The organism is Virgibacillus sp. Bac330, from assembly GCF_003667845.1.
GTDB classification, from domain to species: domain Bacteria; phylum Bacillota; class Bacilli; order Bacillales; family Amphibacillaceae; genus Virgibacillus; species Virgibacillus chiguensis.
The window spans coordinates 1,560,822-1,583,475 of sequence record NZ_CP033048.1; the positions used below are offsets into that span (position 1 = coordinate 1,560,822).

General features: G+C 35.4%; 24 protein-coding genes and 1 riboswitch. Of the genes, 11 read left to right on the forward strand and 13 right to left on the reverse strand.

Going from position 1 to position 22,654, the window contains the following annotated elements; all coding sequences use genetic code 11:
- Window positions 1-22: 22 nt before the first annotated feature.
- Window positions 23-883, reverse strand: a complete 861-nt coding sequence (locus tag D9780_RS07235; protein ID WP_121639741.1) for a hypothetical protein — start codon at window positions 881-883, stop codon at window positions 23-25.
- Window positions 884-1,023: 140 nt separating this feature from the next.
- Here D9780_RS07235 and D9780_RS07240 point away from each other — a divergent pair, with 140 nt between their 5' ends.
- From D9780_RS07240 to D9780_RS07255, 4 genes are all read left to right on the forward strand, one after another.
- Window positions 1,024-2,481 (forward strand): spore germination protein, encoded by a 1,458-nt coding sequence (locus D9780_RS07240; protein ID WP_121639742.1) that lies wholly within the window; start codon window positions 1,024-1,026, stop codon window positions 2,479-2,481.
- A 410-nt stretch (window positions 2,482-2,891) separates the two neighbouring features.
- A complete protein-coding gene (locus D9780_RS07245; protein ID WP_116279326.1) occupies window positions 2,892-3,104 on the forward strand; it encodes a YqgQ family protein in 213 nt (70 codons plus the stop codon).
- A 2-nt stretch (window positions 3,105-3,106) separates the two neighbouring features.
- Window positions 3,107-4,090 (forward strand): ROK family glucokinase, encoded by a 984-nt coding sequence (locus D9780_RS07250; protein WP_073004406.1) that lies wholly within the window; start codon window positions 3,107-3,109, stop codon window positions 4,088-4,090.
- A 536-nt stretch (window positions 4,091-4,626) separates the two neighbouring features.
- The gene (locus tag D9780_RS07255; protein ID WP_121639743.1) at window positions 4,627-6,531 is read left to right on the forward strand and encodes an LTA synthase family protein; all 1,905 of its coding nucleotides are present in this window, start codon (window positions 4,627-4,629) and stop codon (window positions 6,529-6,531) included.
- 35 nt (window positions 6,532-6,566) lie between these two features.
- Here the strand turns inward: D9780_RS07255 and D9780_RS07260 are convergent, their stop codons facing one another.
- A complete protein-coding gene (locus D9780_RS07260) occupies window positions 6,567-6,737 on the reverse strand; it encodes a DUF2759 family protein (RefSeq protein ID WP_073004403.1) in 171 nt (56 codons plus the stop codon).
- A gap of 359 nt (window positions 6,738-7,096) precedes the next feature.
- Here D9780_RS07260 and D9780_RS07265 point away from each other — a divergent pair, with 359 nt between their 5' ends.
- Window positions 7,097-7,720: an MBL fold metallo-hydrolase gene (locus tag D9780_RS07265; protein ID WP_116279323.1), complete on the forward strand. Its 624-nt coding sequence runs from the start codon at window positions 7,097-7,099 to the stop codon at window positions 7,718-7,720.
- Window positions 7,721-7,846: 126 nt separating this feature from the next.
- Here D9780_RS07265 and D9780_RS07270 read toward each other — a convergent pair whose 3' ends face one another.
- From D9780_RS07270 to comGA, 8 genes are all read right to left on the reverse strand, one after another.
- Window positions 7,847-8,089 (reverse strand): DUF2626 domain-containing protein, encoded by a 243-nt coding sequence (locus tag D9780_RS07270; RefSeq protein ID WP_073004399.1) that lies wholly within the window; start codon window positions 8,087-8,089, stop codon window positions 7,847-7,849.
- 227 nt (window positions 8,090-8,316) lie between these two features.
- Window positions 8,317-8,688: a competence type IV pilus minor pilin ComGG gene (comGG, locus tag D9780_RS07275; RefSeq protein ID WP_116279322.1), complete on the reverse strand. Its 372-nt coding sequence runs from the start codon at window positions 8,686-8,688 to the stop codon at window positions 8,317-8,319.
- A complete protein-coding gene (locus tag D9780_RS07280) occupies window positions 8,660-9,106 on the reverse strand; it encodes a competence type IV pilus minor pilin ComGF (protein ID WP_121639744.1) in 447 nt (148 codons plus the stop codon). The genes comGG and D9780_RS07280 overlap by 29 nt, the downstream gene beginning before the upstream one ends.
- Window positions 9,057-9,392, reverse strand: coding sequence for a prepilin-type N-terminal cleavage/methylation domain-containing protein (locus tag D9780_RS07285; RefSeq protein WP_162985824.1), 336 nt, complete (start codon window positions 9,390-9,392; stop codon window positions 9,057-9,059). Before D9780_RS07285 ends, D9780_RS07280 begins: the two co-directional genes overlap by 50 nt.
- On the reverse strand, window positions 9,379-9,837 hold the full coding sequence (gene comGD / locus D9780_RS07290; protein WP_073004393.1) for a competence type IV pilus minor pilin ComGD: 459 nt from the start codon (window positions 9,835-9,837) through the stop codon (window positions 9,379-9,381). The genes D9780_RS07285 and comGD overlap by 14 nt, the downstream gene beginning before the upstream one ends.
- Complete coding sequence (gene comGC, locus D9780_RS07295; protein WP_073004391.1) at window positions 9,806-10,105, reverse strand: competence type IV pilus major pilin ComGC; 300 nt, start codon at window positions 10,103-10,105, stop codon at window positions 9,806-9,808. The genes comGD and comGC overlap by 32 nt, the downstream gene beginning before the upstream one ends.
- A 44-nt stretch (window positions 10,106-10,149) precedes the next feature.
- Entirely contained in the window at window positions 10,150-11,199 is a 1,050-nt protein-coding gene (gene comGB / locus D9780_RS07300) for a competence type IV pilus assembly protein ComGB (protein WP_162985825.1), read from the reverse strand.
- Window positions 11,162-12,172 (reverse strand): competence type IV pilus ATPase ComGA, encoded by a 1,011-nt coding sequence (gene comGA / locus D9780_RS07305; protein ID WP_121639746.1) that lies wholly within the window; start codon window positions 12,170-12,172, stop codon window positions 11,162-11,164. Before comGA ends, comGB begins: the two co-directional genes overlap by 38 nt.
- A 684-nt stretch (window positions 12,173-12,856) precedes the next feature.
- Here comGA and D9780_RS07310 point away from each other — a divergent pair.
- The gene (locus D9780_RS07310; protein ID WP_073004386.1) at window positions 12,857-13,048 is read left to right on the forward strand and encodes a YqzE family protein; all 192 of its coding nucleotides are present in this window, start codon (window positions 12,857-12,859) and stop codon (window positions 13,046-13,048) included.
- A 32-nt stretch (window positions 13,049-13,080) separates the two neighbouring features.
- On the opposite strand, the gene D9780_RS07315 is transcribed toward D9780_RS07310, so the two are convergent.
- Both D9780_RS07315 and D9780_RS07320 read right to left on the reverse strand, forming a co-directional pair.
- Window positions 13,081-13,860 (reverse strand): YqhG family protein, encoded by a 780-nt coding sequence (locus tag D9780_RS07315; RefSeq protein WP_116279318.1) that lies wholly within the window; start codon window positions 13,858-13,860, stop codon window positions 13,081-13,083.
- Entirely contained in the window at window positions 13,847-15,505 is a 1,659-nt protein-coding gene (locus D9780_RS07320) for a DEAD/DEAH box helicase (RefSeq protein WP_121639747.1), read from the reverse strand. The genes D9780_RS07315 and D9780_RS07320 overlap by 14 nt, the downstream gene beginning before the upstream one ends.
- Window positions 15,506-15,645: 140 nt before the next feature.
- A riboswitch (glycine riboswitch) is annotated at window positions 15,646-15,759 on the forward strand.
- Between the two features lie 167 nt (window positions 15,760-15,926).
- Here D9780_RS07320 and gcvT point away from each other — a divergent pair.
- Genes gcvT through gcvPB form a run of 3 tightly spaced genes read left to right on the forward strand, consistent with a single transcriptional unit; the run spans window position 15,927 to window position 19,854 of the window.
- Complete coding sequence (gene gcvT / locus D9780_RS07325) at window positions 15,927-17,042, forward strand: glycine cleavage system aminomethyltransferase GcvT (RefSeq protein WP_073004381.1); 1,116 nt, start codon at window positions 15,927-15,929, stop codon at window positions 17,040-17,042.
- A gap of 12 nt (window positions 17,043-17,054) precedes the next feature.
- Window positions 17,055-18,404: an aminomethyl-transferring glycine dehydrogenase subunit GcvPA gene (gene gcvPA, locus D9780_RS07330; protein ID WP_121639748.1), complete on the forward strand. Its 1,350-nt coding sequence runs from the start codon at window positions 17,055-17,057 to the stop codon at window positions 18,402-18,404.
- Entirely contained in the window at window positions 18,397-19,854 is a 1,458-nt protein-coding gene (gene gcvPB / locus D9780_RS07335; RefSeq protein WP_073004377.1) for an aminomethyl-transferring glycine dehydrogenase subunit GcvPB, read from the forward strand. The genes gcvPA and gcvPB overlap by 8 nt, the downstream gene beginning before the upstream one ends.
- 483 nt (window positions 19,855-20,337) lie before the next feature.
- Here the strand turns inward: gcvPB and D9780_RS07340 are convergent, their stop codons facing one another.
- Window positions 20,338-20,709, reverse strand: a complete 372-nt coding sequence (locus tag D9780_RS07340) for a rhodanese-like domain-containing protein (RefSeq protein ID WP_121639749.1) — start codon at window positions 20,707-20,709, stop codon at window positions 20,338-20,340.
- A 228-nt stretch (window positions 20,710-20,937) separates the two neighbouring features.
- Between D9780_RS07340 and mntR the strand changes: the two genes are divergently transcribed.
- Window positions 20,938-21,369, forward strand: a complete 432-nt coding sequence (gene mntR, locus D9780_RS07345; protein ID WP_073004374.1) for a transcriptional regulator MntR — start codon at window positions 20,938-20,940, stop codon at window positions 21,367-21,369.
- Between the two features lie 373 nt (window positions 21,370-21,742).
- Window positions 21,743-22,636 carry a patatin-like phospholipase family protein gene (locus D9780_RS07350; protein WP_121639750.1) on the forward strand — a complete coding sequence of 298 codons (894 nt, stop codon included), beginning with the start codon at window positions 21,743-21,745 and terminating at the stop codon, window positions 22,634-22,636.
- The last annotated feature ends 18 nt before the right edge of the window (window positions 22,637-22,654 follow it).

Genomic DNA, 22,654 nt, shown 5'->3' on the forward strand with positions numbered 1-22,654 from the left:
CAGATAATCTTTCTTGGATACCTTATTCTGAAAAAGAATACTGCTGTATGAGCTTTTCTTTTTTACCATTCATCTCAAAAAGTACGAGCAAATGTTTGTTTTTTTTGTCGAATAAAATAATGGGAATATAGCTATTGACTGCTTTTTCCGCATTCACAATTGGTAAGAGATAGTTTTTGTACAACCCTTCCCATAATTGTCCCATAACTTTATCTGTTTGCGCTTGTGTTAAGCCAGCTATCGGTTGTGCCGCAAACTTATTTAAATCGGTTAAAGGTACAGCTGTATAACTTTCTTTGTTAATGTCGAAATATTCATACAATGTATCCCAATGATAGGTTAGTTGCTTCATGGAGGCACGATCAAGTAGTGTTTTCCATTCTTTTTCGTATGTTGTAGAAGGTGTTTTAAATGAATCTAATTTTGCTGCTGGTGAGTCGATGACATATAAATGATCACTTGACATTTGTTGCATGCTCTTTATTTGGCTGTCTTTTTCATGAATTTCCCCATGATGAAAGGAAATCGCTTCATACAAACTACTATCTTCTAAAGTGAGCATTCTTTTTAAATGAATTGTATCCGTATCTTGCACCCACTTCGACAAAGCTCCTCTTAGCCTTCCATTGTCAAATAGCAAAGAAACATCTTGCCTTAAGTAAACAGGAATTTCTGTTGCAGAAGATGCTTTCCAGATGATTTCATAATCATCTATTCCTTTCTCAGTAAAAAGTTGTATATCGGTTTCTGCTGTTGTAAATGCAAAATTTTTATCAAGAGGAAAATACGTAATTGCTGGTTTAGATTGTAAACCAACGATATAGATAATGGTAATAAAACTAGTTATGGCAACAACGATGGTGATGACAGACCATTTTTTCATTAAACCACGTCCTTTTGACAGACTTGTCTTAAGCATTTTATGTTTTCGTTAAACGAGGTATGCTAATTTTGAAATAATGTATAATATAGCCTCTGCTGTTGAAAGCTAACTATAAGATTTTGAATAGGTCAGGTGAGTAAATGCAAATGGAAAGGCAGCCACTATTTTCATCATTTGAAAAAAACCGAGACTATATGCATGAGCGATTAGCAGTCGATCAAAGCTTTGATATGATTCAACGCGACTTGGAGTATGCAGGTATTAAGATGGCTTTGTTTGTTATTGATGGATTTGGCAAAGACGAAATATTACTTTATATTATGCAGCTTTTTGCTGAACTAGAGACGGAAGATTTAGAACCAAATGTATTAAAAAAATTACTTGAAAGATATATTCCTTACATTGAAGTAGATGAAGCGAATGATTTAGATGAAGCAAGCGACCTTGTCCTCGCCGGCCCAGCTGCATTAGTTGTAGAAGGCGCAAATAAAGTCATTATTATTGATGCAAGAACTTATCCTGCTCGCTCGCCAGAGGAACCCGATTTAGAGCGTGTTGTTCGAGGTTCTAGAGATGGATATGTGGAAACAATTGTCTTTAATACAGCTTTAACGAGAAGAAGGGTTCGAGATCGTTCTTTACGAATGCAGTATTTGCAAATTGGGAGAAGATCAAAAACAGATATTTGTATTTGTTATATTGAAGATATAGCTGATAAACATAGGGTAGAGAGCTTAAAAAAAAAGTTAGAAATGATTGATACAGATGGTTTGCCTATGGCTGAGAAAACTATTGAAGAGTATATTAGTGGGAGGCACTGGAATCCATATCCAACAGTAAGATATACAGAACGCCCAGATACAGCCGCTTCGCATCTTTATGAAGGCCATGTTCTCATTATTATTGATGGTTCACCTAGTGTAATGATAACTCCTGCAACATATGCTCATCATCTACAGCATGCAGAAGAATATAGACAAAAGCCGTTAGTTGGCGCCTATTTACGATTTGTACGATTTTTTGCTGTTATAGCTTCTATATTTATCTTGCCATTATATTACTTATTTGCAAAACACGCTGATTATTTGCCAGCCAATTTGCAATATATAGGCCCTGATGAAGCCGGTGTTGTTCCGTTATTTGTCCAATTTTTACTAGCGGAAATCGGAATAGATATTTTACGTATGGCAGCCATTCATACACCTTCTTCGCTAGCCACTGCACTTGGTTTAGTTGCAGCTATTATGATCGGTGAGGTTTCTGTACAAGTAGGATGGTTTTCCCATGAAGTTGTATTATATTTAGCCGTAGCAGCTATTGGTACGTATGCAACACCAAGTTATGAGCTAAGCTTAGCTAATCGTTTAGTTCGTATCTTTCTTTTAATTGCTGTTGCCTTGTTTGGTGCTATCGGTTATATTGTTGGCATAACACTTTGGATTTTGTATTTGGTTAGAATGAAATCGTTTAACGTTGCTTATTTTTGGCCGTTCATTCCCTTTTCCTATCGTCCGTTTCGAGATGTATTTTTGCGATCGCCAATTCCGTTGAAAAACCGTAGACCTGCTTTCTTGCACCCAAAAGACCCTGATCGATAGCAGATAGAATAGATGACTTAGCAAAACTTAGCCCTTTTGCTAAGTTTTTTAATGGTCTAGAAAATTAAAAAATTGCAGCTGTGGATAAACTTACTAAGTTATTTAGCACCGTCCGGCTCCAGCGCCCAGCAACTAGGCGACTTCACGAATCCCCCTACGATAAGTCATCATCGGTTCGTACTAAATAGGAATGCCGACTAAAGTCGGGCTTGCCGGAGGGCGCCGGCATACTCCTCTTGCAGGAGCATGATTCCTAAAACTTTAGTTGCGTTCCACTCGCTACGTTGCTAAATGGGAGCCCCGAGCCTTTGTTCTTCGAATTTTTTGCCCATTACATGAAAATATGTTCAGTTTTTCTCATAGTGTTTTTCTTTCTGAAAAGGATTTAGTATAATTAAACTGGTGATTGTATGAAAACGATGTATGATATACAGCAATTCTTAAAAAAATATGGTACATTTATTTATACGGGAAATCGTTTAGGTGATTTACGTATGATGGAATTAGAAATAAATGAACTGTATGAGCTTGGCTTCATAGAAAACAAAACGTATATAGAAATAAAAATGGTACTTAAAAAAGAAATTACATCTACGCTGAAGCAGAAGAAAGGAAGTCAATAGAAATGGAGCAAATAATTATTGGTATGGATATTGGAGGAACTACAGCCAAATTAGGATTAATTAGTAATGATGGAGTAATTATAAGCAAATGGGAAATACCTACAAACACAAATGATGGTGGTAAGCATATTGTGGATGATATCTGGAATTCAGTTCGTCAAAAATTAAAGCATTTACATTATAATGAAGAGCAAGTTCTCGGAATAGGTGTTGGCGCTCCAGGATTTATTGAAGATGAAACAGGGTTTATTTATGAAGCGGTAAATATTGGGTGGAAAAATTACCCTCTAGGTGAATTACTAAGTAATCAATCCAAGCTTCCAGTATTTGTAGAAAACGATGCGAATGTAGCTGCCTTAGGAGAAAACTGGCGTGGAGCTGGTAATGAAGTAGCTAATCTAATTGCGGTTACACTTGGTACTGGTGTAGGGGGCGGTATTATTGCAAATGGTAGAGTAGTAAATGGAGAAGCCGGTATAGGTGGAGAAATTGGTCATATTATTATGGATACACATGGTGCAGAATGTAATTGTGGCAGAAAAGGATGTTTAGAAACCATTGCTTCTGCTACTGGTATTGTGCGACAAGCATTCGAATCAGCCGAGAATTTACCAGATAGTAAATTAGCTAAACATGTAAATATAAAAGGAACTATTACTGCAAAAGACGTCTTCCAATTAGCGAATGAAGGGGATGTAGAAGCAAAACAAATTGTCGCACATACAACCGACATTTTAGGATTGGCAATTGCAAACATGAGCGTTACTATTAGTCCGGCTAAAGTATTAATTGGAGGCGGCGTCTCGAAAGCTGGACAACCTTTGTTAACGGCAATAGCAGAAGCGTTTAAACGTTACGCTCTTCCAAAAGTATACCAAAGCTGTGAATTAAAGTTTGCCCAATTAGGTAATGATGCAGGTATTATAGGCGCTGCTTTTTTAGTAAAGCAAAAGCTAGAGAAAAAAGTATTTGGTGAAAAAATCTAATAAAATATGAAACTTTTTTACATGTAAAACGTCTTAGTAGTATAATCTTCTACTATGGGCTATAGAGTGATATAATTATAGCATTAACAGTGTTTGAAACAGAACTGAAATGGGGTATACGCTTTTTAATTTTCATGATAGAAAGTATAAAGGTTTATAGTATAAGTAAAACGACGGCGTTCTTCCGCCATAAGACTTGATGACAAGCTAAGTTTTTCTAAGCGTTGTAACTATAAATTCAAAACATGCATATAACAAATTTATATGCTTCCATTCTGCTGTTTAAGGGTTGAGTAATATCCTTTTTTAATTGTGTTCCGTATTTCGGTTCTCACTTGGTTAAAAGCCTTAGAACAAAACATCAGGTAATTAACTAGGGGATAAAAACGAGAAAACGATATGGAATAAAGTTCACTATCGTTTTTCCACTAGGAGTTTACATGTGAAAATTCGTCTAATAAGAAGGGGATTTTTATGAAACGCATAAAAAGCGTTGTAAAAATGAAGAGAGGGGAAAATAAATAGGAGGAAGTTGTATGAAACAGGAAATAAATAAGATACCGTTATTTATACTAGCAACCATTTTATTTGGAATAAAAACATATCTCGTATACCGGTTTATGTTTTCTATTGATTTGGAAAATATGATGCAAGAGATCATATTACTTATTAATCCATTTGTATCTGGATTTTTAATATTTGCATTAAGTGTATGGATTAAAAAGCCGCAAAGGCAAATGAAATATTTACGTTATACGATCTTAATAGGCACGTTGATTATATTTGCAAATCTTGTTTTTTATCGATCGTTTACTGATTTTATTACGATCCCGCAACTTTTTCAAGCGAGTAACGCTGCTGATTTAGGTTCAAGTATTTTAACATTGATTAAACCGTATGATATATTGCTATTTGTAGACGTTGTTATAATCTGGTTTATTAGCCGAAAGCAATCAGCTCAAGATGTCGCGCACTACCCTAAAAGTGGGAAGGTCTTTGCACTTGCCATGTCATTTGTTTTATTAGCGGGAAACTTCTTCTTAGCGGAAATGGAACGCCCACAATTGTTTACGCGTGCGTTTGATCGTGAGTATCTAGTAAAAAACATTGGTTTGTTTAATTATCATATCTATGATATTGCAACTCAAGCAAAAGCAAAGACGCAACGAGTGTTTGCGGATGGGAATGAGCTTCCTGAAATCCAAAAATATATGGACGAGAACATGGCTAGAAATACTACTTCCGAGTTGTTTGGGGTAGCAGAAGGTAAAAATGTAATTTTTATTAATGCGGAATCAATTCAAAGTTTTGTCATTAATAATGATGTTAACGGGGAGCCAATTACACCATTTTTGAATGCTTTAACGAAGGATAAAGATACTTTCTATTTTGAGAATTTTTATCACCAAACGGAGCAAGGAAAAACCTCTGATTCGGAGTTTCTTGTTGAAAATTCGCTATATCCGCTATCGCGTGGCGCTGTTTTCTTTACCCACGGTCAAAATGAATATAATGCAATGCCTGAAATATTGGGCGAGAATGGATATTATTCTAGTGTCGTGCACGCCAATAATAAGAGTTTTTGGAACAGAGATCAAATGTATCAAAGTTTAGGATTTGACCATTATTATGGGGAAGAATCTTTTGAAATAACAGAAGAAAATTCGGTTGGTTGGGGGTTAAAAGATAAACCGTTTTTTGAACAATCGACCGATATTTTACAGCGAATGGAAAAACCTTTTTATACAAAATTGATAACATTAACGAACCATTTTCCATTTGAGTTAGATGAGGAAGATCGATCTATTGAACCGTATGATTCCAATTCTAATACGTTAAATAATTTCTTTCCAACTGTTAGATATATGGATGAATCCATTGAACTGTTCTTCGATGAATTAAAACGTACTGGTTTATATGAAGACTCCATTATTGTTATTATGGGTGACCATTATGGAATTAGTGCAAATCACAATAAGGCGATGAGTCAGTATTTAGGAAAAGAAGAGATTACTCCTTACGATCACATTCAATTGCAACGTGTACCACTATTTATCCATATACCCGGCTTTGGAAAAGGGGAAATTAAATCTGAAATTGCTGGCCAGATTGATATGAAACCTACATTGTTAAACTTACTAGGTATAAAAAATAATCAGGATATTCAATTTGGGAATGATTTGTTTAGTAAACAACGTAAAGATTTTATAGCTTTACGAAATGGAAGTTTTATAACAGATGAGTATATTTATACAAATGATACGTGTTACAATAAAAAAACTGGAGAACCAGTTGAAAAAAATCAAGAAGAGGACGAATCTAAAGAAACTTCGAATGCATGCGACTTAATTCGCAAGCAAGTGGAAAAAGAATTAGACTATTCCGATGATTTGATTTACGGTGACTTATTTCGTTTTATCGATTTCAAAAAAAATAAATAGAAAAAAGCTGACAATAAATGTCAGCTTTTTTCTATTTAACCACCTAATTCGGAAATAATGGTTGCCACAGCAAAAAATCCAAATGCTAACGCTGTAATCGCAGAAAAACCAATAGCAAAGATATTTTTGTATTTTAGTTGACGAATGATGGATACAACTGCAAGAATAGCTACTAATAAAAACAAAACCCCTAATACGATATGCATGAAATTCTTCCTCCTTATAACTTCTCATTTCCTATTGTTGGTATAGGAAATGTATTTGTATTATTATGTAACTAGTGCTGTTATATTCATTATTCTAAAGCATTATTGGTTATTTGTCGAGACATAGCATGGTAATTGGGTGTTTTTCAGCTGAACAGAAAGAAAAGGAATCTACATAGGTAAATCCAAAGATGATTTGGATCAAGAGAGTTCGCTTATTAGAATGCCTCTATTCAAAAACGTAATGAAAACCACCAATTTCTAAACGTCTATTTCCTTTATCTAAGCAACTTTGGCTTTTATCTTATTTCTTTTGTGGAACAAGTGATATATCATTCATATTGAAAGGAGAAATATACATGCAAATACACACAATGTCTTTAGGTCCATTAGGAACAAATTGTTATATTGTATACGATCAAGAAGAAGCGTTAATTATTGATCCAGGTGGTGATGCGGAGAAAGTCATGCAATTTTTACAAGATCATCACGTAACACCAATTGCTATTTTATTAACACATGCTCATTTTGACCATATTGGAGCAGTAGATGAACTACGAAAAGCGTATCATGTTGATGTTTATCTGCACGAATTGGAAGCGAACTGGCTTGAAGATGCTAGTAAGAATGGTTCGTTGTTATTTACGCAGCAAAAAGTAGAAACAGAAAGGCCGGATCAATTCTTATATCCAAGGAAGATGACGCTTGGAAACTTTTCTTTTCATGTATTACATACGCCAGGCCATTCTCCTGGTAGTGTTACTTTTGTTTTTACAACAGAAAATTTTATTATTAGCGGAGATGTATTATTCCAACAAGGAATTGGCCGTACAGATTTACCAGGGGGAGATTTTCAGCAACTAGAAAAGTCTATAAAAGAATCCATATATACGTTGGATGACGCTTTTATCGTTTATCCAGGTCATGGGCCAAAAACGAATATCCAATTTGAAAAGCAATATAACCCGTTCTTCACAGTGTGAGGAATAAGTAAAATAATTGCTCAGTCTGAATAGAGTCTTTCTGTAATACTTCATCTTCTTTCAAACCAATGTGCAAACAACAAAAAACCCTGCTTCACAGTATGTAGCAGGGTTTTTTGTTGCTTCTTAGTGTCCGAAACCAGGTACAAGTATGAATTCTGAATACCATGTAAAGCCAATAAAGAATATGGTACAGTATGCCCCGAATAAATACATATACATGCGTTCAGAAAGTTTCAAATAACTTAATGTTAGGAAAAAGGCCGTTTGAACGAGAAAAAGTAATGCGGTTTTTTGCATATCTCCCACGAAAAACATTACAGTAAAAATTCCTGTCCAAAAGGCTAACACACGAAACATTCGATCCATGCCAATCCCCCTCCTTTTGGTAACCTTATCATAGTCATTATAAACGACCAGTATGAACTTGTAAATGATAGTCGTGGAATTGCTGTTCTGTTCATAGCCATGTTTGTACTAAAAAGTCGCCAAATGTTTTGCTCTGTTTATTTTTATTTATTCTTAAAGGTGATTCGAATGCATTCAAAAACGAAAGAATACGCAACCTTTTAACCTTTTTTCTGTAGATGGTATTGCTATAAAGAGGGGTTAAGAAATCCTCTTAGTTGGATTGTAGATTGATTGTCCGTTGTAATGGTGAAAAACAATGTGTATTTATCAGAGGATAAAGCGTTTATACGTAAAGAAACGTCGCCATAAGGGAATGAAAAATACATTTGTTTTTTAAGCTCTCCATTTTGAATGAGTGCTTGCTTTACTCTTTCTCGTGACATTTGCACCATTGTCTCTATTTTTAACTGTTCGATTTGATTTTTTGTCATAACTATATTGTTTTGATAATGATAGGCCGTTGCTGTTATAATCAGTAACACGAGAACTGTAATGACTAGTACAAACGGGAACATAAACCCAGCGTTGTTACGGATAATAGATGATTTTTTTATCATACTTTTCCCCCTTCACGGTGGTAATGATAATGTGAAATCCATAAGAAAAAGGGGAGAATGTAATGTCTTTTATATCCCGTAAATATATTTCATGACCGGTACCATCAACTTGTCTTCTTATAAGGTTACCATACTTTTCAAATGTAGCTTCATCTCCATTATGCATAGACAGCTTTAGTTGATGAGGATATAATTTTATCTCTTCCGCTTGCATAACTTCATTACGCATAAATATAAAAAACTGTCCAACGGATACATCATTCATTGTATTGTCTACGGAAACTTGGCGTAAAAGGTAACTAACAAATGGAATACTAAAAACTAAAACTACAATGGAAATTAATGTTGTTACAAATGTAAAACCAGATTCAAGATGGCTCAGCATAAAGACAGACTTCTTCGTTTGTTTGTTTCGCATTTTTCCAATATGCACATCCCTTCAAGTAGTTGTGCTCATGATCAATTTCTATCGTTACTGTTTGTTTATTGACGAGTAAATCATAACTGGCCGTAAAATTATCGTTTTCCCAAATGATTGGCTGCATTTCGTCGTGAAGTTTATAGGCAATTGCTAGCCGGTCATGCAATACTGTTTGTTCTACATGCAAAATGGAAAAAGCAGGTACTAAAATTAAGATAAACGAAAACAATAAACTCGATGCAATAATAACTTCAATGAGAGTAAATCCATTAACTTTTTTCAACACGAAACCGTCCTTTACCAAACGGGAAGATTATTTTATATTTTGTTGTCGGCGAGTATAGAAAGAATGTTCGAGGATGTTTAATACTGCCATTCTTATGAAACTCTAAAAAATGCTTTCCATTTTGATTAAACCAGAATCCTTCTGGGAGAGAAACTTGCTTTAAAATTTTAGTTGACTTTAATATGACATATTTATCTCTGTATAGTTGAATCCTAACCGTTCCATTTGTAGTTGCATGCATATGCTGTATAGTCATTACGTCCGAAGCTAGTTTATCAATAACGTAATTGCTTTCTATTCTATTTACATTTGCAGAAAGTGGAGGTAACAGCAGTCCCAATATAATGAACATAATACTTATTACAAACAGCATTTCGATTAGCGTAAAACCATTGGCTTGCTTTATGCGACTAGTTGCGAACTTTTCCGCTATTACTTTCATAGCTTAGTTCCTTGTCATTACATGATTTCTGATCTTCATTAATGTACTCTGGCACTAATGCGTCTAAATTTGTCGGAAATTGATGATGTTCAGCATAATATGCATCGACCTGAGCTTGGACAACTGCTATTAATGCTTCACACCCTTTGCTGTTTACATCTTGACTGCGTTTCCCTAAATTAGGAACGATTAGAATAATTAACACGGAAATAATCATTAGAACAACTAGCATTTCAATTAAAGTAAAAGCGTTATTTTTCTTCCACATGTACATAATCCTCCTCATGTATACATTAATTTTTACCTTCCAAATTAAATCGTTTTGATAAGTTGGAACATAGGCCACATTAGTATTATATAGATAAATAAAACAAAGCAGCCAATTATGATAAAGAACATAGGTTGAATATAGGTGATGAGTTTGAGCATATTTGTTTCCATTTCTTCCATTAACCCTTCTGCATAAACATGTAAGTCCATTTTTAATGTTGCTGTATTGCTATCCTTTTGAAAAATATTAGCAAGCGGTTTATCTAAAAAATCAAACTGACTTAGCAAAGCCGGGAGTTGTCGTCCTTCTCTCAATTGTGCTGTCATAAGCTTGGCATAGTGAGCAATAAGCGGATGTTTCTTTTGATGCATCATTTGTTGAAGAATTGCTTTAAAGGAAAGCCCTGTTTGAATTAGAGTACTAAATTGAGTAGCAAATAAAAAAGAAGTTTGTGTGGTTAAAAAAGCTCTGTAAATTGGAATGCGCGTATATAATTTAATTTGTCTCTCTATTGATATGGAACGTTTCATACGTTGCCAGCTAAGTGCGAGGATACAAACTGTAATGAATGTAATGATGCATAATAGGAGTAACCAATCAATGAGCGAAATGGTTATAACTAAAATTGTCGAAGAACCTGGTATTCCTTGGTATAGGTCAATAAAAGAGGGAAGCACTACTTGTTTGAGCAGAATCAGTATAGGCAAGAAAATCGTTAACAACAGAATGGGATAGCGGATGGCTTGTTTAAACTTGCTATTGTATTTCAGTTTTTGCTCAAACATTTTGTAGCAACGCTGTATATTTCCTTGTAAATTTTCATTGGACATAGAAAAGGAGAGGTAATTCGTAATAGATGGATGAAAAGCGCTTTTTTGTAAAGCTTGATCAAATGTAGCGCCATTTTTTAATTCAAATATAATTTTTTCAGACAAATTACTAAACGGTTTTGTCCAAGCAATACTATTTAATGCTTCAATAAGAGGGTATCCATTGGTTAAAAGGTGGTTCAAGCGTTTTAAAAACCGCAATTGTTGTTGATTTGACAGTTTATTATGTTTCTTCAAAGGATGTTTTAGAAATATATCCATAAGCAAATGCCTTCTTTCGTAAGTGGGTAAATGAATGATATGAATTGACAGTCCATTGCGCATCATTTTGAAAGTATTGAATTAATTGAGACGGTTCAAGTAATTCTAAGATGGCTGCTCTTCGTTTTCCATACTTTCTTATTTCAAATGGAAGTAATTGAATGGATGCAATAGCAATTAGCGATTGTTTTAAATCGTCCATCTTTAAACCGAGGCTTTTTAAGCGGTACAAGGTGCCTAATCCATTAGTAGCGTGGATAGTACTTAAAACAAGGTGACCAGATAGAGAAGCCTCGACAGCAAATGCAGCCGTAGCGGAATCTCTAATCTCGCCTACCAAAATGATGTCAGGATCATGACGTAATGCTGCTTTGAAACCTGCTTGGTATGTTATTCCAGCTTTTTCATTAATTTGTACTTGGAGTATTGTCTCTATATCTTTTTCGATTGGATCTTCTAACGTGATGGCTTGTAACGTGTGTTGCCTACACATCTCCTCTACAATTGCATATAAGGTAGTCGTTTTTCCACTTCCTGTCGGCCCATTAATAAGAATTAGACCAGAACGATTTTTCAACCAACCTAATAAAATTTTTAATTGCTGTGGAAAAAGAAATAACTGTTGAAGCGGAAGGGATTCTTGCTGGGGTAGAATCCGAATAGCTAGGCTTTCATTGTGTTTTACAGGTAATGTGGATAGACGCAGATCATAAGCTTGACCTTTTAATTGGAAAACAATCGTTCCGTTTTGTGGTTTCCTTGTTTCACCAATATCCATAGCAGATGTAAACTTATAGTACGTAAGCAAGAGCTGGTATGATGAAGTGGGAATGCTTTTGTGGAAAACGCGTTCACCTTGAATTCGAAGGTAGATATCCGTTTTAGTTGGAAGAGGGGAGAAGTGAATGTCGGAAGCATCACGCTCAATTGCTTCCAATAGTAAACGGGTAGACTTTACTTCTGCAGGGTTCAATAATTAATTCACCTCCTTATACAATCATATTTCGACAAAAGACATCAAACTCCTTCTTTTTTTAATTTTTTTCCTATAGGAAAGTGTACTATTTTAAAGATTTATAGTATAAGAAAAACTACAGCTTTAGCCATAAGACTTGATGACAACAGGTCTTTCTAATAAAAGTACGTCTAAGCAAAAGGGAAACAGCAATCAGATTACGGAGGGAGATCTCTTCTTAACTTCTAACGCTTTATGCCTTTGATCATGTTTTTTTCATGAACAGCGGAAAATTGTCTGATCTCTTATTGGGATAAAGTATTTACATTTGGAAAAACTATAAGTAGTTCATTTTTCACACTATAGAGAGTGAAAAATTTTTGGTAGTCTAGGAAATTATAAAATTTTGCAGCTATGGATAACCTTACTAAGTTATTTAGCTACGTCCGGCTTCAGCGCCCAGTAGCTAGGGACTTCACTCCATTGCCCTACGATAAGTCATCATCGGTTCGCGCTAAATAGGAAGGATGACTAAAGACGGGCTTGCCGGAGGGCGCCGGTATACTTCTGTTGCAGGAACATGATTTTTAAAACTTTCGTTGATTCATTTCAGTCGCTAAGTTGCTAAACGGGCGCCCCGTGTCTTTGTTCTTTATAGTAACGTAGTGATATGTCAAGTTTTTCTAAATAGGAGGGGAAATTATGTCGGCAAAGGATTACCTGCAATTTGTAACTGAACAAGTTGTAACTTATTTAGATATGCCTAAGGAAAAGAGAAGACATCGTAAAGAAACCAAAAAAAGCCAAGAGCGTTTGATGACAAACAAATGGTTTGGTGTCATCCCTCTAGCTTTAAAAATGCTGCGTGACACATCTAATAAGCAGGCGAAATAAACGCCTGCTTGAGATTGTTTGTATGTTAAAGGTTAGGATGTTTCCGTTGCTAAATAAAATAAACCACCATTAATCACTTGATATAAAATTTTGGGCTGAAATCGTTCTTGAATTTCTTGTAATTCCCTTTTCATCATCTCATCTTCCTTGTCCTCTGTGTAAAAATGATGTAATAGCTTTGTTTCTTCTTCTAAAGCTTGTAAAGAATCAACTGCCCATTGATGTTCTTGGTTTTCTATATATTGATCTAATACGGACTTAATACGGTTAAAACCACTTTCCATTTTAATCATTGGTGACAACGTGTAACAATAATCCGCAATGGTTTTTTCAAGCGATATAGTATTTAATACATCCATCATTTTTGCATGCATTACACCATTTATTAAATTCAAGCCAATTGAAAACAACTCGTCTCGCTTATGCTTTCCTTGGTAACTTATTTTTATATTTGTTACAAGCCATGGATATAGAGGCGTATTTTTATTTGCAGATAACTGCTGAAAGAGCTTGGTGTATTTTTTAGTATCTTGTAAATAGCGAATGATTTGTTGCAAACGAGGGCTACCAAAATGAATCCACTCCCCTTTTTCCTGACGCTTATCTGGGTTTGTTATTAAAGTAAGCTTCATGGGATCGCCGGCGTAGCCCATTTTTTTCATATAATGCCAATAAAATGGCCTATTCATAAGTACCTTATCCAATTCTTCTGTTAGTTGAATGCTTAATACACCATTGTCATTGGAAAGTATTTGGCAGTGATGGGCTTTAAAAAAAGCATGTAGAAATGCATTCAAATCATGTATCGCCATATCGCTTTTCCTCCAAGTTTGATTGTTGTTCTGCCTCAATAATAGCCGATAAATTTTGTAATTTAATTTTTGCTTCACCAGCTGTTTCTGATTCTGTGTAGATTTGTTCAATTTCCTGTTCCATATTTTGAATCGAAAGCTCACTTAAAATAGCATCTAGATCTCCAATGACGTTTTCGAATAAATGAATTTTTTCATATAATAATTTCATAATGTGCTCTTCCACTGTATTTCTAATGGCGAAATTGTAGATAAACACATCTTTTTCCTGACCATAGCGATGAATACGGCCAATACGTTGCTCTAAACGCATAGGGTTCCATGGCAAGTCATAGTTGATCATATAATTACAAAACTGCAAATTTATCCCTTCACCACCAGCCTCTGTTGCAATCAACACTTGGGCGTGATCTTTAAAAAGTTGACGCATCCAATCCTTTTTTCCGCGTTTAAAACCGCCTCGAAACGGTACAGAACTAATACCGTGCTGTTTCAAGTAATATTGTAAGTAAAATTGCGTAGCTCTATACTCTGTAAAGATGATTACTTTCTCAGTTCCTATGTTATTTATTAACTCAACCACTTTAGCTGCTTTTTGGTGATGAGGTAATTGCTCAATTTTTTCTATTACACCTTGAACAGATTCAAGTTCTGGGTTTTCTTCGAGCAATTTTTTAAGTGATAAATAACATGCTTCCCTTGATGAACATAATTCTCGCAAAAAGGTAATTTTAGAAAAAGAAGGGAATAGCATAGTGCTTTCTTCTAATGCTTGATAAACTTCAGCTTCCTCACAAGAGAACTCTGTCCAGATGGTTTCTATATGACGCTTAATTTGATTTAAACCAGTATCTTTTCTAGTGTTTCTAACCATTACTTTTTGAACTAATTGTTTTAGGTATAGATCTTGTTTCATCGTTTTTCGATCATTCCCGTAACTTGCTTTAAAAGAATCATAGCTACCTAAATGCCCTGGTTTTAAGATAGAGACTAAATTAAAAATTTCTAGCAGTTCATTCTGTACAGGTGTAGCTGTCAATAATAGACAATATTTCTTTTTTAATGAGCGCACAAACTGGTAATTCTTTGTTTTATGATTTTTTAATTTATGTGCTTCATCAACAAGTACGAAATCATAGTTTAAATCAAGAATAGTATCTTGGTGTTGTACCCTTTTCGCTGTATCTAAAGAAGAGATGATAATGTTACCCTGCTCCCAGCTCATGTTTTTCCTGTAAGCTACAGCTGGAAGATAAAACTTTTCATTCAACTCTTTTTCCCATTGGTTTACTAAAGATGCAGGTACGAGAAGAAGTGCTTTTTTAACTAAGCCACGAATCATATATTCTTTTAATATAAGCCCTGCTTCAATGGTTTTTCCTAAACCAACTTCATCGGCTAGAATAGCTCTACCATTCATTTGCTCAACAACTCGTTCAGCTGTTTGAATTTGATGATCTAAAAAGGTAACATGTGGTAAAAATTCAAGGGCTCTTAAGCCTGTAAAGTTAGGTACCATGGTAGTTTGTTCTGCAGCATAAGCCATGGAAAATAATTCCCAAGAAGAAAGTTGCGTATTTTTTTTAAGTTTATCTTCAAGTTCGTTTATGAAGTTATCATCTTTATCTATATAGATCGATTTCATGGTAACCTTCCTTTTCTATATAATAACTGTTTCACTATTTTATCTTTCTATATATGTGATATAATAATACACAATAAATAGATGTTTCATTGATGAATTAGTACATAGTATAACCAAAACTACATTTTTCATAAAAGCGAATGAATACAAGGGGAGAGTTTACATAGATGGCTTGATTTTAAAGTGTTAAACTATGTAACGCCGAAGGAGCAAGTGGAAGCGAATCTCTCAGGCAAACAGACTCTTGTAGGACGCAACTCTGGAGAGTGTTTACGGCGGTTAGCTGTAGACCACCCACGAAGCAAGTACCGATTATATTAGTTATCGGTATGCAACTTTCTGGTAGCAGGACAGAGATTTCATGAAAAACAATGAAATCTCTGTTTTTTGTACTATAGAAAGATTTAAGGGAGTGATCGGGATGAGTGAATTAAAGCAAACGCCTTTATATCCTATTTATGAAGAATATGGAGCTAAAGTTATTGATTTTGGCGGCTGGAACTTACCTGTTCAGTTTAAAGGCATTAAACATGAACATGAGGTGACGAGGACGAAAGCTGGACTATTTGATGTATCGCATATGGGGGAAATTGAAGTTAAAGGGCCGAAAAGTTTAGAATTTTTGCAACGAATGGTTACGAATGATGTGGCAAAACTAACGCCGAATCGGGCACAATATACGTTTATGTGTTATGAAGATGGCGGAACCGTTGATGATTTTTTAATTTATAAGCTAAAAGAAGACGACTACTTGCTTGTTGTAAATGCAGCAAACACAGATAAAGACTATCAATGGCTTCTTGACAATAATGATTATGTAGCGGAAGAGATTACTATTAAGAATGTTTCCAATTGTTATGCTCAGCTTGCTTTACAAGGTCCTCTTGCAGAAGAAGTATTGCAATCGCTCACATCAGCAGATTTATCGGCAATCCGCTTCTTTAGATTTGAGACAGATATCACTTTTACAGGGGTAGAAGAGCGAGCACTCGTATCTCGTACAGGGTATACAGGAGAAGACGGATTTGAAATCTATATACCTACAGCGAGTGGGATTGCACTATGGAAAGCAATTTTAGACGCTGGTAAAGAAAAAGGCGTGGAACCAATCGGGTTAGGCGCTAGAGATACATTACGATTTGAAGCGGGTTTACCTTTATATGGTCAAGAATTATCTCCAGAGATTACGCCGATAGAAACTGGGTTATCATTTGCAGTAAAGGTAAATAAAGCAAATGACTTCATTGGTAAACATGTATTACAGCAGCAAATGGAACAAGGTGCAAAGAGACAACTTGTTGGTTTAGAAATGCTTGATAAAGGCATTCCAAGAACGGGTTACGAAGTTTATGATGGCGAAACAAAAGTAGGATTCATTACTTCAGGAACGCAATCACCAACATTTCAAAAGAATTTGGGTCTTGCTTTAGTAAGCACTGCTTCTGCAGAACTTGGAACTGTGCTTTTCGTCCAAGTAAGAAAGCGCCTATTAAAAGCAAGAATAATAGAAACACCTTTTTATAAACGTGAAAGGTAGGGAGGCAAACCAATGGAATTTCGCTATTTACCTATGACAGAAGAGGATAAACAAGCCATGTTAGCTAGTATTGGTGTCAAAGATTCAGAGGAGCTATTTTCCGATATACCAAGCAATGTACGTCTAAATCGACCAATGGATTTAAAAAAACCTGCTAATGAAGTGGATTTGAAAAAAGAATTGGCACAACTAGCAAATAAAAATGCAAATTTAAAGCAATACACAAGCTTTTTAGGGGCTGGTGTTTATGATCACTTTATTCCATCTGTTGTCGATCATGTTATTTCCAGATCAGAATTTTATACAGCATATACACCGTACCAACCAGAAATTTCGCAGGGGGAGCTACAAGCCATTTTTGAATTTCAGACGATGATTTGTGAACTAACAGGTATGGATGTGGCTAATTCCTCTATGTATGATGGTGGAACTGCTCTGGCGGAAGCTGTTAATTTAAGTGCTGCACAAACAAAGCGTAAAAAGATATTAGTTTCTACTGCTGTACACCCTCAGTATCGTATGGTAATTGAAACGTATGCAAAAGGTCCAAACTTGGAGATCGTCTACATTGATACAAAGGAGGGAAAAACAGACGTAGAACAATTAAAAACAGCATTGGATGAGGAAACAGCAAGTGTCGTTATACAGTATCCAAACTTTTTAGGTCAACTAGAACCGATGGAAGAAGTGCAACAGTTGCTTGAAAACCAAAAGAAAACGATGCTTATAACATCAAGTAATCCATTAGCTTTAGGTTATTTAACACCGCCTGCAGCATTCGGTGCAGATATTGTAGTAGGGGATACACAAGTATTCGGTATTCCTGCGCAATTTGGTGGGCCGCATTGTGGTTATTTTGCAACTACAAAAAAGCTTATGCGAAAAGTTCCAGGTAGACTAGTAGGACAAACTACGGACGAGGAAGGTGTTAGAGGATTCGTTCTTACATTACAGGCAAGGGAACAGCATATTCGTAGAGATAAGGCTACCTCTAATATTTGTTCCAATCAAGCATTAAACGCGCTTGCGAGTGCAGTTGCGATGAGTTCCATTGGAAAACATGGACTAAAAAAAATGGCAGCTTTGAACATGAAAAAAGCACGTTATGCGATGAAAAAACTGGAGGAATCAGGATTTTCAACGGTTCATAATGGTGCATTTTTCAACGAGTTTATTATTCAATTGGATAAGCCTGTTGCAGAAATTAATGAGCAATTACTTAAAAAAGGGATCATTGGAGGATATGATCTGGCAAAAGATTATCCTGACATGAACGGACATATGCTTATAGCTGTTACGGAAAACAGAAGTATGAAAGAAATAAATCAATTTGTCAAAGAATTGAGGGATATTCATGGCTAATCGAGACTTTCCATTAATTTTTGAACGTAGTAAAACTGGCAGAACGGGGTATAGTTTACCAGAGTTAGATGTACCTGATATAGATTTAGAAGCAGAATTGCCAAAATCGTATATTCGAACAGAATCACCAGATCTCCCTGAAATTAGCGAGCTCGATTTAATGCGTCATTATACAGCTCTATCGAATAGAAATTATGGTGTAGATTCCGGTTTTTATCCATTAGGATCTTGCACGATGAAGTATAACCCTAAAATTAACGAAGATGTAGCACGGATGGATGGCTTTAGTCATATTCATCCAAATCAACCCGAAAGCAGTGTGCAAGGGGCAATGGAAATGATGTATGACTTGCAAACGGCGTTGTCAGAGATAACTGGAATGGATGAAGTTTCTTTACAATCTGCTGCAGGTGCTCAAGGCGAATGGACTGCTTTAATGATGATTCGTGCTTTCCATGAAGCAAATGGAGATTTCCATCGCACAAAAGTGATTGTTCCTGACTCAGCTCACGGTACAAACCCAGCTTCAGCAACCGTTGCCGGATTTGAATCGGTAACAGTGAAATCTAATGACAAAGGGCTTGTTGATTTAGAAGATTTGAAAAGGGTAGTCGGCTCTGATACTGCTGCATTAATGCTAACAAACCCAAACACATTAGGCTTATTTGAAACAGAAATTGAAGCAATGGCGCAAATTGTTCATGAAGCTGGTGGAAAGTTATACTATGATGGAGCAAATTTAAATGCCATTATGGGTTATGCGCGTCCAGGTGATATGGGATTTGATGCTGTCCACTTAAATCTTCATAAAACATTTACAGGTCCTCATGGTGGCGGAGGCCCAGGATCTGGCCCAGTTGGCGTGACAGAAGAGCTAAAACCATTTTTACCAAAACCCATATTGGAAAAACGAGGAGCAGCTTATCGATTTAATCATGATCTCCCTCAATCAATCGGGAGGGTAAAGCCTTATTACGGTAACTTTGGGATTTATTTACGTGCTTATACGTATATTCGTACGATGGGTGCAGAAGGTTTGAAGAAAGCAAGCGAGTATGCGGTAATAAATGCAAATTACTTGATGAGGCAATTACAAGAAGAATATGATTTACCGTTCGATCAACATTGTAAGCATGAGTTTGTCCTCTCTGGTAGACGTCAGAAAAGATTGGGTGTACGTACATTGGATATTGCTAAACGGTTGTTAGACTATGGCTATCATCCACCTACCATTTACTTCCCTCTAAATGTGGAAGAAGCGTTAATGATGGAACCAACAGAAACAGAAGCAAAAGAAACGTTAGATGGATTTATTGAGGCAATGAAGCAGATTGCTACTGAAGCAAGAGACGAACCTGAGTTAGTACAAGAAGCACCGCATGAAACAATTGTTAAACGGATGGATGAAACCACAGCTGCTAGAAAGCCGATTTTACGGTATGAAAAATAGGAAACCTTAATTGATAACTTTCAAAAGGTATTAAAAGTTTGTTTAAATACTCCCCTTAAAGAAGAGAAGATGAAAACTTTCGCTATCTGTGGGGAGTATTTATGCCGAGTATGAAGTGCTGTGAAATTTCCATCAAGAATAAATGAATGGATGTGTGCTGGACAAGCTTAAACAGGAGATAACTAAACTAAACTCTTTTCAAACGTTGTCTTTAGATCATCCTCTTGCATGAAAGAAAAATATAAGATTTTAAGAATTATAATATAAGTAAAACGACTTCGCTCAACTGGCATAAAGACTTGGCGACAAGCCAGGTTTTTCTAATAAATTTAAAGAAATAAATAGGCCATTTTATGTTGAGAAATAACTAATTAAATGGCTTTAACTCTATCGTCCATAGAGCTAAAGCCGTTTAATAGATGCTATTCTTCCTTTTTTTAAAAGAGAAAGCAGTTTTATTGTATTATGGATTTTGCTAGAGAGTTAAGATTGCTTAATCTTTCCTGTCCATTTTTTAAAACCGCCTTTTAACACGTTAATGTTCTTATACCCTTTTTTATGCAATAGTTGCGCAGCTCTAGCAGCTCTTGAACCGCCTTGACAATACAGGTAAACAGGCTTGTCTGTACGCAATTCCACTAGTCTTTGTTTCAATTGCGTAACTGGTATATTCCTTGCTCCTAGAATATGTCCACGTTTAAACTCTTGTGGTTCTCGTACATCAATTAACTGCGCTTTACGATAACCTTCACGAAATTGATCTTCAGTTAATGTTTTTAAATACATACGTTGTCTGAAAAACCGAAATATAAGAAAGGCTGCAAGAACAACGATGAGTATTGCTAAAAATTCCATTATTTTTCCCCCGTCTTTCACATTTGTACAGTTTCTATTATAGGTGGTTTAGAGCTATTTTTCAAAAGTTATACGATGGTTTGATTTTGAAATGGGTTGGAAGGGTGAAAATAAATACAATATATGATAAGTTATTATAGCTTGTTTCCTATTCATAAATCATGTATCCTTATAATAGAAACAATTTTGCCTTAGATAAAAACTTATTCTTGAAACGGAGGAACTGATATGCCTACACCAAGCATGGAAGATTATATAGAGCAGATTTATAACTTAATGGAATCAAAAGGATATGCACGTGTTTCTGATATTGCAGAGGCATTAGAAGTACACCCATCTTCAGTAACAAAAATGGTACAAAAATTAGACCGCGATAATTACTTGAATTATGAGAAATATCGAGGCTTTATTTTAACAGCTAAAGGAAAAAAAGTTGGAGAGAGATTGGTTTTCCGTCATGACCTACTAGAAGAATTTTTGCAAATTATAGGAGTAGATCATGAAAATATTTACAATGATGTAGAGGGGATTGAGCACCATTTGAGTTGGAATTCCATTGATCGAATTGGTGATGTTGTCAATTATTTTAAAGAAGATAAAGCTCGAGTAGAAGAACTAAAGCGCACGCATCATGAAGCAGAATTAGAAGGCAATTCATAAATCGTTTTTTCACCTAAACTGGAAAGCCTTCATTTAAAAAATAATCTTTAAGAGGTTCTATTTTTGCACTTCACTGCTTATTTATAAAACTAAAAGCGTGTGTTCATAAACAAGGTTAAAAAAGCATAAAATTTTTAGGGTTTATAGTATAAGAAAAAATCTACAGCTTCCGCCATATGACTTGGCGACAAGCCAAGTTTTTCTATCAAGTGAGTATGAAGGTAGTGTGTGAAGATGTACATCTGCATCAGTAGTTAGAGATTACCTTCACGAATTTTCGTAAAAACCATCTATGGAGGAAAAAACGTGCGACGTTTTAATTACCTTTTTTTGAACCACCGCTTATAAAAGTGATGAAGGGGAGATTACGCGTATGCAAATAGATGGTGTATTTTCTGGTGGTGGAGTGAAGGCTTATGCTTTTATTGGTGCAGTGAAAAAAATAGAAGAAAAAGGTCTTACGTTGGAGCGTGTTGCAGGTACTTCAGCGGGAGCGATCATTGCTTCTTTATTAGTGGCAGAGTACAAGCATAAAGAGATAGAAGCTTTTATGGAAGAGTTGGATTTAAAAGATTTCTTAGACCCCCCAAAATTGGCTAAATGGCTTCCTTTTACAAAATGGTTGTTTTTATATTTTCAATTAGGGATTAATAAAGGGAATAAATTAGAAAAATGGATCGGAGAAAAATTAGCAGCAAAGCAAATTTTTACTTTTCAAGATATTAAAGCCGGTTATTTAAAAGTCGTTGTTAGCGATATATCTTTAGGTAAGCTTGTTGTTATCCCTGATGATTTAGAAAGAATATATGGTATACCTCCAGAGGAATTTTCTGTAGCTAAAGCTATTCGAATGAGTGCAGGCTTTCCATATTTTTTCATGCCGCAGAAATTGAAAGGGGGTAAACAAGAGAAAAGCTTGATCATTGACGGAGGTCTTTTAAGTAATTTTCCGCTTTGGATATTTGAAAAGAAACCTCATAAACGAACCCGCCCAATTATCGGTGTCAAATTAACTACTACCCCAACCCAAGAATTAAAACCTCGTAAAATAAAAAATGCATTACACATGTTTCATGCTTTGTTTCTTACAATGAAAGAAGCGCATGATGCGCGTTATATCTCTACGTCGGAAGCAAAAAACATTGTTTTTATTTCTGTGGAAAATATTGAAAGTACTGATTTTTATATCAATAAAACCGCCAAAGCAGCACTTATTCAAGCGGGATATGCGTATACAGAAAAGTTTCTTGAACGTTGGCCTAAGTAGTTTCGATTTCCTTGTAAA

Coding starts and splice junctions, on each gene's coding strand:
- D9780_RS07235 (WP_121639741.1), bottom strand. CDS start 883: ATGAAAAAATGGTCTGTCATCACCATCGTTGTTGCCATAACTAGTTTT.
- D9780_RS07240 (WP_121639742.1), top strand. CDS start 1,024: ATGCAAATGGAAAGGCAGCCACTATTTTCATCATTTGAAAAAAACCGA.
- D9780_RS07245 (WP_116279326.1), top strand. CDS start 2,892: ATGAAAACGATGTATGATATACAGCAATTCTTAAAAAAATATGGTACA.
- D9780_RS07250 (WP_073004406.1), top strand. CDS start 3,107: ATGGAGCAAATAATTATTGGTATGGATATTGGAGGAACTACAGCCAAA.
- D9780_RS07255 (WP_121639743.1), top strand. CDS start 4,627: ATGAAACAGGAAATAAATAAGATACCGTTATTTATACTAGCAACCATT.
- D9780_RS07260 (WP_073004403.1), bottom strand. CDS start 6,737: ATGCATATCGTATTAGGGGTTTTGTTTTTATTAGTAGCTATTCTTGCA.
- D9780_RS07265 (WP_116279323.1), top strand. CDS start 7,097: ATGCAAATACACACAATGTCTTTAGGTCCATTAGGAACAAATTGTTAT.
- D9780_RS07270 (WP_073004399.1), bottom strand. CDS start 8,089: ATGGATCGAATGTTTCGTGTGTTAGCCTTTTGGACAGGAATTTTTACT.
- comGG (WP_116279322.1), bottom strand. CDS start 8,688: ATGATAAAAAAATCATCTATTATCCGTAACAACGCTGGGTTTATGTTC.
- D9780_RS07280 (WP_121639744.1), bottom strand. CDS start 9,106: ATGCGAAACAAACAAACGAAGAAGTCTGTCTTTATGCTGAGCCATCTT.
- comGD (WP_073004393.1), bottom strand. CDS start 9,837: ATGAAAGTAATAGCGGAAAAGTTCGCAACTAGTCGCATAAAGCAAGCC.
- comGC (WP_073004391.1), bottom strand. CDS start 10,105: ATGTGGAAGAAAAATAACGCTTTTACTTTAATTGAAATGCTAGTTGTT.
- comGB (WP_162985825.1), bottom strand. CDS start 11,199: ATGGATATATTTCTAAAACATCCTTTGAAGAAACATAATAAACTGTCA.
- D9780_RS07310 (WP_073004386.1), top strand. CDS start 12,857: ATGTCGGCAAAGGATTACCTGCAATTTGTAACTGAACAAGTTGTAACT.
- D9780_RS07315 (WP_116279318.1), bottom strand. CDS start 13,860: ATGGCGATACATGATTTGAATGCATTTCTACATGCTTTTTTTAAAGCC.
- D9780_RS07320 (WP_121639747.1), bottom strand. CDS start 15,505: ATGAAATCGATCTATATAGATAAAGATGATAACTTCATAAACGAACTT.
- gcvT (WP_073004381.1), top strand. CDS start 15,927: ATGAGTGAATTAAAGCAAACGCCTTTATATCCTATTTATGAAGAATAT.
- gcvPA (WP_121639748.1), top strand. CDS start 17,055: ATGGAATTTCGCTATTTACCTATGACAGAAGAGGATAAACAAGCCATG.
- gcvPB (WP_073004377.1), top strand. CDS start 18,397: ATGGCTAATCGAGACTTTCCATTAATTTTTGAACGTAGTAAAACTGGC.
- D9780_RS07340 (WP_121639749.1), bottom strand. CDS start 20,709: ATGGAATTTTTAGCAATACTCATCGTTGTTCTTGCAGCCTTTCTTATA.
- mntR (WP_073004374.1), top strand. CDS start 20,938: ATGCCTACACCAAGCATGGAAGATTATATAGAGCAGATTTATAACTTA.
- D9780_RS07350 (WP_121639750.1), top strand. CDS start 21,743: ATGCAAATAGATGGTGTATTTTCTGGTGGTGGAGTGAAGGCTTATGCT.